Source organism: Plantactinospora sp. B5E13 (assembly GCF_039871775.1).
Lineage (GTDB): Bacteria > Actinomycetota > Actinomycetes > Mycobacteriales > Micromonosporaceae > Plantactinospora.
The window spans coordinates 237,509-248,801 of the sequence record NZ_JBDPLT010000002.1 but is presented as its reverse complement, the minus strand read 5'-3'; the positions used below and the strand labels follow the sequence as shown (position 1 = coordinate 248,801).

8 protein-coding genes are annotated in these 11,293 nt (G+C 72.8%); 3 read left to right on the top strand and 5 right to left on the bottom strand.

Annotation, left to right across the window (positions count from 1 at the left end):
* Positions 1-3,096 carry a BTAD domain-containing putative transcriptional regulator gene (locus tag ABGB05_RS03045; RefSeq protein WP_347651560.1) on the bottom strand — a complete coding sequence of 1,032 codons (3,096 nt, stop codon included), beginning with the start codon at positions 3,094-3,096 and terminating at the stop codon, positions 1-3.
* A gap of 248 nt (positions 3,097-3,344) precedes the next feature.
* Here ABGB05_RS03045 and ABGB05_RS03040 point away from each other — a divergent pair, with 248 nt between their 5' ends.
* Positions 3,345-3,599, top strand: coding sequence for a hypothetical protein (locus ABGB05_RS03040; RefSeq protein WP_347651559.1), 255 nt, complete (start codon positions 3,345-3,347; stop codon positions 3,597-3,599).
* Positions 3,600-3,647: 48 nt separating this feature from the next.
* On the opposite strand, the gene ABGB05_RS03035 is transcribed toward ABGB05_RS03040, so the two are convergent.
* From ABGB05_RS03035 to ABGB05_RS03025, 3 genes are all read right to left on the bottom strand, one after another.
* The gene (locus tag ABGB05_RS03035) at positions 3,648-5,318 is read right to left on the bottom strand and encodes a fumarate hydratase (protein ID WP_347651558.1); all 1,671 of its coding nucleotides are present in this window, start codon (positions 5,316-5,318) and stop codon (positions 3,648-3,650) included.
* A gap of 190 nt (positions 5,319-5,508) precedes the next feature.
* Positions 5,509-6,945, bottom strand: coding sequence for a PQQ-binding-like beta-propeller repeat protein (locus tag ABGB05_RS03030; protein ID WP_347651557.1), 1,437 nt, complete (start codon positions 6,943-6,945; stop codon positions 5,509-5,511).
* A 36-nt stretch (positions 6,946-6,981) separates the two neighbouring features.
* Positions 6,982-8,304, bottom strand: coding sequence for an MFS transporter (locus ABGB05_RS03025; protein WP_347651556.1), 1,323 nt, complete (start codon positions 8,302-8,304; stop codon positions 6,982-6,984).
* Between the two features lie 104 nt (positions 8,305-8,408).
* Here ABGB05_RS03025 and ABGB05_RS03020 point away from each other — a divergent pair, with 104 nt between their 5' ends.
* Entirely contained in the window at positions 8,409-9,425 is a 1,017-nt protein-coding gene (locus tag ABGB05_RS03020; protein ID WP_347651690.1) for a DUF5937 family protein, read from the top strand.
* Positions 9,426-9,440: 15 nt separating this feature from the next.
* On the opposite strand, the gene ABGB05_RS03015 is transcribed toward ABGB05_RS03020, so the two are convergent.
* Positions 9,441-9,914, bottom strand: a complete 474-nt coding sequence (locus tag ABGB05_RS03015; protein ID WP_347651555.1) for an Lrp/AsnC family transcriptional regulator — start codon at positions 9,912-9,914, stop codon at positions 9,441-9,443.
* A 137-nt stretch (positions 9,915-10,051) separates the two neighbouring features.
* Here ABGB05_RS03015 and hppD point away from each other — a divergent pair, with 137 nt between their 5' ends.
* A complete protein-coding gene (gene hppD, locus ABGB05_RS03010) occupies positions 10,052-11,284 on the top strand; it encodes a 4-hydroxyphenylpyruvate dioxygenase (protein WP_347651554.1) in 1,233 nt (410 codons plus the stop codon).
* The last annotated feature ends 9 nt before the right edge of the window (positions 11,285-11,293 follow it).

Genomic DNA, 11,293 nt, shown 5'->3' with positions numbered 1-11,293 from the left:
TCAGCCGTTACCTCTCGACGCGCCCAGTGAGTCGTCCAGGTCCTGCAGCCGGGCCAGCACCTCGTGCTGGTCCGGCGACTCGACCTGAACCAGCAGGGCCAGTGCCCGGGTCCAGTACGACCGCGCGGCGTCCGGGTCGGTCGGCCGGAGGCAGGCCGCGATGCCGTCCAGGGCCCGGGCCTGCTCGTACCGGAACTGGATCCGGGTCGCGGTCTGCAGGGCCTGCTGGTGCAGCGCCAGCGCGGCGGCGACCTCCCCGAGATCCCGCAGCGCCCGACCCAGCAGGTTCCGGGCGGCGCACTCCCCACCCCGGTCCCCGGCGTCCCGCATCGCGACAAGCGCGGCCCGGTGCCGCCGCACCGCCTCGGCGGGACGCCCCCGGGCCCGTTCCACCGCACCAAGCTCGTTGAGCAGGTCCGCCTCGGCGAACGGGTTGTCCAACGTCCGCAGTATCCGCAACGCCACCCGCATCCGGCGCACCGCCCGGTCGTGGTCGCCGCGCCGGCCGTACACCGCGCCGATCGCGCCGAGGCTGTCCGCCACCAGCCCGATCCTGCCGTGTTGCCGGGCCAGGAAGAGCCGGCTGCGCAACACCCGCAGCGCCTCCGGGTAGCGGCCCAGAAGCAGGTAGCCGGCGCCCAGGTTGGTCAGCGCGTTCGGCAGGCTGTGCCAGTCCTCGGTCTGCCGGGCCAACACCAGCCCCAGTTCGAGGTGCTGCACCGCCTCCCGGGTCCGGCCGAGCATGATCAGCGGCAGGCCGAGGTTCACCGTCGCCATCGACTGGCCGGCGACGTCGCCGAGCCGCTGCCAGATCTCGATGACCACCCGCAGCGAGTCCGCCGACCGCTGGAACTCACCCCGGCGGAAGTACGCCGAGGCCAGGTAGTTGTGCATGGTGGCGACCCCGGCGTCGTCGCCGAGCGCCTCCGCGGCCCGCAGCCCGTCGGTGTGGGTCTGGATCAGCTCGTCGAGGTGGCCACCGACGTACAGCTGTCGCCAGTTGGCCCGGGCCAGCCGCCAACCGTACCGGTGCAGGCCCTGTTCGATCGCGAGGCTGACCAGCGGGACCAGGTTGGTGCGTTCCGCCTCCAGCCAGGCGCGCCCCTCCCGGGCGGCCGGGACGACCAGGTCCGGCCGGGCCGGCTGCCCCGGGATCACCGTCCGCAGGTTCCTCGTCGGCTCGAAGGTCTGGCTGATCTCGACCGCGGTGTACAGGCAGAAATCGAGCAGGGCGAGCGCCGCCTCCGCCCGCTCCGCGCCGGTGCCGCTGACCGCGAGCAGCTCGACGGCGTACTCCCGGACCAGGCCGTGCAGCCGGTAGCGGCCGGCGTCCAGTTCGTCGACCAGGTGGGCGTCGACCAGCTCGTCGAGGTGCTCCCGGGCCACCAGCAGCGGCAGCCCGGTCAGCGCCGCCACCGCGTACCGGTCGAACCGCTCACCCGGATGCAGGCCCAGCAGCCGGAACGTCCGCTGCACCGGCTCCGGCAACTGGGCGTACGACAGGGCGAAGGCGTCCGCCAGGGTGCGGTGCTCGACCGCGAACTCGGCCAGCACCGGCCGGTCCGACTCGGCGAGTCGCTCCACCAGGTCGGCGACCCGCCACCGGGACCGGTGCGCCAGCCGCGCACCGGCGAGCCGGATCGCCAGCGGCAAATAGCCGCAGCGGCGTACCACCTCGGCGGCGGCCGCCGGTTCGGCCCGTACCCGCTCCGGGCCGGCGATCCGGGCCAGCAGCTCCACCGCCTCGTCCGGTTCCAGCACGGTCAACGACTGGGCCCGTACCCCGTCGAGTCCGACCAGCCGACGACGGCTGGTGACCAGGGTCAGAGACCCCGGGCCGGCCGGCAGCAGCGGGGTGACCTGGGCCGTGCCGGCCGCGTTGTCGAGCACGATCAGGGCCCGCCGGCTGGCCAGCTCGGTCCGCCACAGGGCGACCCGGTCGGCGTGGTCGGCCGGGATCCGCTCGCCGGGCACGCCGAGCTGACGCAGCAGTGCGGCGAGGGCGGTGGCCGGCGGCAGCGGGCTCCGTACACTGTGGCCCCGCAGGTCGACGAAGAGCTGCGCGTCCGGGTAGCGGGGGCCGAGCGTGGTCGCCAGGTGTACGGCGAGGGTGGTCTTCCCGCTGCCGGGCATGCCGTCGATGACGTACACGACGGCCTGCTCGCCGGCGTCCTCGATCTCCTTGCGTAGCCGGGTGACGATGTCGCGGCGGCCGGTGAAGTCCGCGATCGCCCGGGGCAGGCTGCGTACCGGCACCACCTCGACGACGTTGCCGGGGCCGGCGCCGTCGCCCGGACCGGTTCCGGTCCGGGCCCCCGCGCCGTTCCCGCCGCCCGTCCAGTTGTCTTCGGCGCCCGCCCCGTTGTCCTCGGCGAGCAGCCGGCGGTGGATGTCCCGCAGCGCCGGGCCGGGCTCGATCCCGAGTTCTCCCCGGAGGATCCGCCGCCCGGCCTGGAAGACGGCCAACGCCTCCGCCCGCCGGCCGCTGCCGGCCAGTGCCAGCATCAGCTGACCCCGGAGCCGCTCGCGCAGCGGATGCCGTCCGACCAGCTCGGTCAGCTCGGCGACCAGGTCGCCGGGCCGACCGACGCGCAGCTCCACGTCGAAGCATTCCTCCATCACGAGCATTCGCTGCTCGTCGAGGAAGGCGGCGCCGCGCCGGACCGCCGCGCCGGGGATCCCGGCGAGTGCCGGGCCGCGCCACAGGGCGAGTGCCTCCCGGTACGCCTCCCGCGCCTCCGTCCAGCATCGTCGGGCGGCGGCGCTCCGGGCGTCGGCCACCAGCCGCTCGAACACCTCGGCGTCCAGTTCGTCCGGTCCGAGCATGATGCGGTATCCGGCCGGACCGGTGACGATGGTCTCGCCCGGCAGTGCGACGGCGGCGAGCGACCGACGCAGCCGCGACACGCAGGTCTGCAACTGGCCACGGGCGGTCGCCGGTGGTTCGGTGTCCCAGACCGCGTCGACCAGGGCGTCGACCGGCACCATCTGCCGGGCGTGCAGCAGGAGCAGGGCGAGCACGGCCCGGTCACGGTTGGCCGTCACCGCCGTTTCACCGCCGCTCACCTGGAGCGGGCCAAGGATCTCGAAGCGCACCCCAGCTCCCTGACCGTGGACACGTCCGGCTGCAGGGTAACCCGTTGGTCACACCGAGCAGAATCGAGATGAGAGCCAGGTGGCAGCGGATTGAGAGCGGCGGGCAGAACAATTCGCGGCGGGACGCACTACAGCAGGTGAAAGACACCAACGGGGGCGGTGCGTCCACCTACCTGTGACGGGTGGTGGACGCACCGTGTCGGAGCTGCGGTTTCTACCGCTTTCCACACCTGAGGGAGACGCCACTGATGGACGCCTCTACCGCATCCGCACCACGACGTCCGGCACCGGCCGCCGGAGACGTACTGCGATTCGCCGAATCCGACTACTGCTACGGCGTGGGGCCGCTCGTGCTGCGGGTCACCAAGGTCGGCGCGGACCTCGACAGGTATCCACAACTCGAATGGCTGTCGCTGCGCGGCGTGGAGCTGCGGCAGGACGGGAGCAGCGGGCCGGAACGGCAGGTGCTGGTCCGGACCAGCGCGCTGTTCCGACCCGCCTGAGTACGGACAGCATCCCCGGTCCGGCAGCCGGTCACGGTCGACCGTCGGTCAGCGACGCCCGACGGTCAACACCGGCTTGGTCACCTCGGCGAAGAAATCGTTGCCCTTGTCGTCGACCACGATGAAGGCCGGGAAGTCCTCCACCTCGATCTTCCAGACCGCCTCCATGCCGAGCTCGGGGTATTCGAGCACCTCGACGTGCTTGATGCAGTCCTGGGCGAGCCGGGCCGCCGGACCGCCGATCGAGCCGAGGTAGAAACCGCCGTGCTCCTGGCAGGAGCGGGTGACCTGGGCGGACCGGTTGCCCTTGGCGAGCATCACCTGGGAGCCGCCGGCGGCCTGGAACTTCGCCACGTACGCGTCCATCCGGCCGGCCGTGGTCGGGCCGAACGATCCGGAGGCGTAGCCCTCCGGGGTCTTCGCCGGGCCGGCGTAGTAGACCGCGTGGTCACGCAGGTACTGCGGCATCGGCTCACCGGCGTCCAACCGCTCCGCGATCTTGGCGTGGGCGATGTCCCGGGCCACCACCAGCGGACCGGTCAGCGACAGGCGGGTCCTGACCGGGTACTTCGACAGCTCGGCACGGATCTCGGCCATCGGCCGGTTGAGGTCGACCCGGACCACCTCGGCCCCCTGGTCGAGCTGGGCGTCGGTGACGTCGGGCAGAAACCGGGCCGGGTCGGTCTCCAGCCGCTCCAGCCAGACCCCGGACGGAGTGATCTTGCCCACCGCCTGCCGGTCGGCGGAACACGAGACGGCGATCGCGACCGGGCAGGAGGCGCCGTGCCGGGGCAGCCGGACCACCCGTACGTCGTGGCAGAAGTAGCGGCCGCCGAACTGGGCGCCGATGCCGAACTGCCGGGTCAGCTCCAGCACCTCGGCCTCCAGTTCGAGGTCACGGAAGCCGTGGCCGAGCATCGACCCGGAGGTGGGCAGGTTGTCGAGGTACTTGGCGGACGCCAGCTTGGCGGTCTTCAGGGCGTACTCGGCGGAGGTGCCACCGATCACCACGGCCAGGTGGTACGGCGGACAGGCCGAGGTGCCGATCAGCCGCAGCTTCTCCTCCAGGAACTGCATCATCCGGGTCGGATTGAGCAGCGCCTTGGTCTCCTGGTAGAGGTACGACTTGTTGGCCGAACCGCCGCCCTTGGCCATGAAGAGAAACTTGTACGCGTCCGGGTGCCCGTCCGGGTCCTCGGCGTAGAGCTCGACCTGGGCCGGCAGGTTGTTCCCGGTGTTCCGCTCCTCCCACATGGTGAGCGGGGCGAGCTGGGAGTAGCGCAGGTTCAGCCGGGTGTACGCCTGGTAGACGCCCCGGGTCAGCGCCTCCTCGTCCGAGCCGTCGGTCAGCACGTGCCGTCCGCGTTTGCCCATCACGATCGCCGTACCGGTGTCCTGGCACATCGGCAGCACGCCGCCGGCCGCGATGTTCGCGTTGCGCAGCAGGTCGAGCGCGACGAACCGGTCGTTCGGTGACGCGGCCGGGTCGTCGATGATGGACCGCAGCTGGGCGAGGTGCGCCGGCCTCAGGTAGTGGGCGATGTCGTGCATCGCCTCGGCGGTCAGCGCGGTCAGCGCCGCCGGCTCCACCGTCAGGAACCGTCGGCCACCCGGCCCGTGGACCACGTCGACACCCTCGTCGGTGACCAGGCGGTACTCGGTCTGGTCGGCGCCGACGGGCAGGAGGGGAGAGTAGGAGAACGGCGCGCCACTGCTCATAGCCGGCAAGCCTAGGACAGTCCTCGCGGGCCGGCCCACCCGCCGGGTCGACGCTGCGACACCGCTCTCACCGCCGGCCACCCCGGAGCGCCGGGCCGAAAAAGTTTCCGCCGCTCGGGGGCGTCGGCCGGGCGAGCGAGCGGGTCGGTGGCCGGGCGTCGGCCGGGGCTGCCCGAGGGGCCAGCCGGGGTCAGCCGGCCTTGCCGCCGTTGGCCGGTGGACACTCGGGCTGCTTCGGGCCGCCGCAGTCCGGGCCGGATCCGGGACCGCTCCCGGGGCCGGGTGTCCCGGAGCCCGGTCCCGGGCCGCCGGACGTCGTACCGAAGCGGAGGTATCCGAGGTCGCGGCCGTCGCCGATCACCATGCCGGCCGGTCCCACCGCGAGCACCTCCGCGGACGATCGGACGTTGGCCAGCTCCCGTCCGGTACGCGGGTCGAGCGCGACCAGCCGGTCCGGGTTCCGGTCGGTCACCAGCGCGGCGTACGGGGTCAGCGCGGCACCGCCGTCCCGGTGCACCGGCCGGGTCCACCGGGCCCGGTCGATGCCGAGTTCGTGGCCGGTCACCGACCTCTTGTCGGCGGACCGGACCAGCGCGTACCGGTCGTCGACGGCGAGCAGTTTCTCGCCCGCCGCCCCGGTCCAGAGCGTCCGACCGTCGTACGCGTCGACGATGGTCTCCCGGGCGTCCGGTGCGACGCCGACGAAGACGTTCTCCCCGCCCTGCGGATCCTCCCGCTGCGGGCAGCCGGCGCCGTCGGCGGTCCGCAGGTTGAGCCCGTCCCGCCGCCACACCTCCTGGCCGGTGGCCGGGTCACGGGCGACCACGGTGAAGTAGCAGGTGCCGTCCGCGCTGCGGGCCTCGATCCGCAGCATCCGGCCGCCGACCACCACGATCCGGTCGTGCTGTCCCGGCTCGATGTCCTGCACGGTACGACCGGTCGCGGTGTCGACGATGTGCACCCGACCGTCGACCGGGAACCCGATCAGCGGCGGCATCTCGACCGGCCCGGCGGCGCGGTCGTCTACGTCCCGGGTGGTGAACCGCCGGGTGCCGAGCACCTCGGGGTTGCCGGCCAGCGGCCCGGTCTCCACACCGGGCAGGAAGGCGGTCCAGATCGGCACCGTGCCCCGGGGCTCGTACGCGGTCAGCTGGCAGTCCCGGGGTTCCCGGCAGCGCGCGTCGACCACCGCGTTGCGGTACGTCCACACCCCGGACGCCGAGGTGTCCTTGCGCCGTACCGCGCCGGTCTCCGGGTCCAGCAGTTCGTAGCCCTTGCTGAGCAGCTTGCCGGCGGCGATGACCGGGTCCCGGTCACCGCCGGCGACCGCCGCCCAGTCGGCCTTGCGTTCCCACAGCCGCAGGCCGGTGGCCAGGCTGCGGGCCTCGATCCGGGTCCGGTAGCGGATCACCACCGTGTTTCCGGCGATGGTGACGTCCTGCGGCGTGCCGCCGATCCGCTGCTGCCACACCACGTCGGGTTCGGAGAGGGGCCGGTCCCGGTTGACCCAGTCCCAGACGCCGGGGAAGGGGTTCCACACGTTTGTCGCGGCGAGCACGATCACCGCGATCAGCGCGACAGCCACCGCGGTCTTGACGCCCAGGCTGCCGGCGCTCCCCTTCGCCATCCGGATACCGTAAACGAGATCGTCCGGCAAGTGCCGCTAGGGCGTTTTGTCCGTGTCGTCAGGTCGGCCCGGAACGCCAGCAGGCTCGACACCCGAGCCGACGGCGGGGCCCGGCCAATCGCCGTCGGCCGGCGCCGCGGGTGCCGGGCGCAGCCGGCGCCAGAGCAGTCCGGTCGCGGTCAGGGACGCCGCGCCGGCGAGCGCCATCACCGTACCGGGGGCGACGATCTCGGCGAACGCGCCGGCCAGCCCGGCGGCGACGCCCTGGGCCGTCATCAGCCCGGTGCTCAGCAACCCGAACGCCTGGCCCCGCCGGTCCTCCGGCACCGCGGCGAGGAACCGTCGGGCCAGCCCGAGGTGGTAGGCGAAACCGAAGGTGGCGACCCCGAACAGCACGGCGGCCACGGCCAGCCCGGGACCGGCGACGAAGCCCAGCATCGGCACCCCGAGCAGCAGCGCCAGCCACGGGGTCAGCCGCTCCCGGCGGACCGGCGCGACCAGTCGACCCAGCACCAGGTCCCCGGCGAGCATGCCGAGCGCGGACGCGGCGAACAGGACCCCGGCGCCGGCCGCCCGACCCAGGCCGTCGACGTACGGCACGATGACCCCCTCGGCGGCGACCACCAGCGAACCGGGCAGCCACTGGGCCAGCAGCAGTCCCCGGACCACCGGGTCGGCGAGCAGCAGCCGGTTCACCCGCCAGGTCTGTCCGACGACCCCCTGATCCGACGGCGCCGCCCGGCGCGGATGGTCAGCCACCCCGTACCGGACCAGCAGGGCCGAGACAGCGCAGGTGCCGGCGGTCAGCCACAGCGCGCCGTACGGGCCGACCAGGCCGAGCAGCAGGCCGCCGGTGGCGAACCCCAACACCTGGGTCGCGCCGGCGGCGACCGTGAACAGCGACCGGCCGAGGACGTAGGCGTCCCCGGCGAGCAGGTCCGGCAGCAGCGCGTTGCGGGTGGCGGTGCTGACCGGCGAGAAGAGCCCGACCAGCAGCACCAGCCCGAGCATGCCGGCCGGCGGCAGCACCCCGCAGGCGAGCACGGCGACGCTGGCCAGCCGCAGCAGGTCGTACCCGACCAGCAGGACCCGCGGCCGCCACCGGTCGGCGAGGGCGGTCAGCAGCAGGCCACCCACCGCGTACGGCAGGAAGCCCGTCACGTAGGCGAGGGCGGAGAGCAGTGGCGAGCCGGTGCGCTCGTACACCAGCACGGCGAGGGCGAGCATCTTCACCGTCTCGCCGACCATGAACACGCCGAAGCTGGCGTACAGGGCCCGGAACTGCGGTACGGCCAGCACGGCCCGGAAGGTCGCCGGCCGGTCCGCGTCGGTGGCCGCGAGGCTGCGGGAGGTGGTCACCGGCCCAGCGTCGGAGAAGATGGGACCGGGAGCCAGGGTTTCGCTCAGCAGCGAAAGATGTGGTGCCGGGCTCCCCTCCGTACCCGGTCCATCGAGGTGGTCCCATCATCATCGACGTGACGCCGGCCGACGTGGCGGCGAGCCGGTTCGCGATCTCGCCGCTGGGCGAGACGATGTCGGCGGCCCGGCTGCACGCCGGACAGCACAGCTCGGCGGCGCTCACCCCGTGGGTGGCCCGGACCCGGGACCGGTACCTGCGACTGCGTCGCGAGTATCCGGCGGTCGGCGCGCTGCTGGGACTGCTGCGCCGGGGCGGGTACAACGCCGACTTCATCCAGCCGCCGCCGGCCGGGATCGGGCTGAGCTTCGCCGACGAACTGGCCACCGTCCGGGCCACCCCGCTCGCCCAGGCCCGGGACGAGCTGGCCCGGAACCTGGCCGGGAACCGCCCACCGGCGGCGTACGCCCGACGGATCTTCGAGTCGCCGGACGTGGTGGGCCGGATCGCCGACGCGATCGAGGCGACCTGGGAGACGCTTGTCGCGCCGGACTGGCCCCGACTGCGGGCGGTGCTGGAACGGGACGTGGTGCAGCGGGCCGGGCGGCTCACGACGTACGGCTGGGCGGCCGCGCTCGCCGACCTCGACCCGCGGCTGCGGTTCGTCTCCGACGACGGGGGCAGCCGGATCGAGGTACGGCACCGGGACCAGAACCGGTACCCGCTGGCCGGCCAGGGCCTGCTCTTCGTACCCAGCGCACTCGGCCCACTGATCACGTACGTCGACCCGCCGTGGCCGCACGCGATCGTCTATCCGGCCCGTGGGGTCGGCGACCTGCTCGGCCCGCCCCCGACCGACGGCGGACCGGACGCGCTGGACCGGTTGATCGGCCCGACCCGGGCGGCGGTCCTGCGGGCGCTGGCCGTTCCCGCCACCACCAGCCAGCTCGTCGTCCAGCTCGGCACCGGGCTGGGCAACGTCGGCGGGCACCTCGCGGTGCTCCGGGACGCCGGGCTGGTCAGCCGGACCCGGACCGGCCGGTCGGTCCGGTACGCCCGCACCCCGCTCGGCGACGCCCTCGCCGCGGAGCACCACCGACCCGCACCGCACGGCGGGCGGTAGAAAGGGGGCCCTTCCTCACGTCACGGAGTGCAGGAGGGGCAGGACCCGGTACGGGATCTTCTCGGCGAGGGCGATGATGCTCGACGCCCGGGCGACACCCTCGTGCGACATGATCTGGTCGAGCACCCGCTGCAGGTCGGTGTTGGACCGGGCGACGATCCGGCAGAGCACGTCGCCGGAGCCGGTGATGGTGTGCGCCTCCAGCACCTCCGGAATGCCACGAAGGTGGCGGGTCACCGGGTCGTGGCCGTGCCGCTGGTTGATCTCCAGGGTGACGAACGAGGTCACCCCGAAGCCGATGGCGGCCGGGTCGATCTCCGGCCCGAAGCCCCGGATCACGCCCCGGGCGACCAGCTTGTCGAGCCGGGCCTGCACGGTGCCCCGGGCCACCCGCAGCCGGCGCGAACACTCCAGGACCCCGATCCGGGGTTCGGCGGTGAGGAGCTCGACCAGATCGGTGTCGAGCTGATCGAGTTGGACATCCTGCATAGCGGAGACGGTAGTTGACCGTACGAATTGCACAAGATGCCCACCGTCCATCGAGTCTGTTGCCCAGGGCCGAGGCCGACCGGGATGCTTCCGCCAAAGACGGCCGAGTCAGGTCGGTACGCCAGGGAGGTTCGACGATGACCAGCGCACTCCAGCAGCCATCCAGCACCGGTACGGGCGGCGCCCTCGGGGTTGACGTCGACGTCGACGTCGACCGGCTCGTCGGCGCCGTCGCGCACGACACCTCCGCCGACCCATTCCCGGTGCAGGGCATCGACCACATCCGGTTCGTGGTCGGCAACGCCAAGCAGACCGCGCACTACTACTCGACCGCGTTCGGCATGACCTGTGTCGCCTACCGCGGACCGGAGCAGGGCTTCCGGGACTACGCCGAGTACGTCCTGACCAGCGGTTCCGCCCGGTTCGTCTTCACCGGCGCGGTCCGGCCGGACGCCCCGGAGGCGGAGCACGTGACGGTGCACGGGGACGGCGTACGGGACATCGCGCTGGCGGTGCCGGACGTCGACGCGGCGTACGCGCACGCCGTCGCGCAGGGGGCGACAAGCGTCGCCGCCCCGTACGACGTCACCGACTCCCACGGCACCGTCCGGGTCGCCGTCATCGCCACGTACGGCGACACCCAGCACTCGCTGGTCGACCGGTCGAGGTACGACGGCCCGTTCCTGCCCGGTTTTGTCGCCCGGGGTCCGATCGTCGACCGGCAGCCGATGATCGACGCCGGGGTGCAGCCCAAGCGCTTCTTCCAGGCGGTCGACCACGTGGTCGGCAACGTGGAGCTGGGCCGGATGGACGAGTGGGTGGAGTTCTACCGCCGGGTCATGGGCTTCACCAACATGGCCGAGTTCATCGGCGACGACATCGCCACCGACTACTCGGCACTGATGTCCAAGGTGGTCGCGAACGGCACCCGCAAGGTCAAGTTCCCGCTCAACGAGCCGGCGGTGGCCCGGAAGAAGTCGCAGATCGACGAGTACCTGGAGTTCTACCAGGGCCCCGGCGCCCAGCACATCGCGGTGGCCACGAACGACATCCTGGCCAGCGTCGACGCGATGCGGGCGGCCGGTGTGGAGTTCCTGGACACCCCGGACTCGTACTACGACGACCCGGAGCTGCGGGCCCGGATCGGCACCGTACGGGCACCGATCGAGGAGCTGAAGGCCCGCAAGATCCTGGTCGACCGGGACGAGGACGGCTACCTGCTGCAGATCTTCACCAAGCCGGTGCAGGACCGCCCGACGGTCTTCTTCGAGCTGATCGAACGGCACGGCTCCCTCGGCTTCGGCAAGGGGAACTTCAAGGCGCTGTTCGAGGCCATCGAACGGGAACAAGAGGCGCGCGGAAACCTGTAACACTGTCCC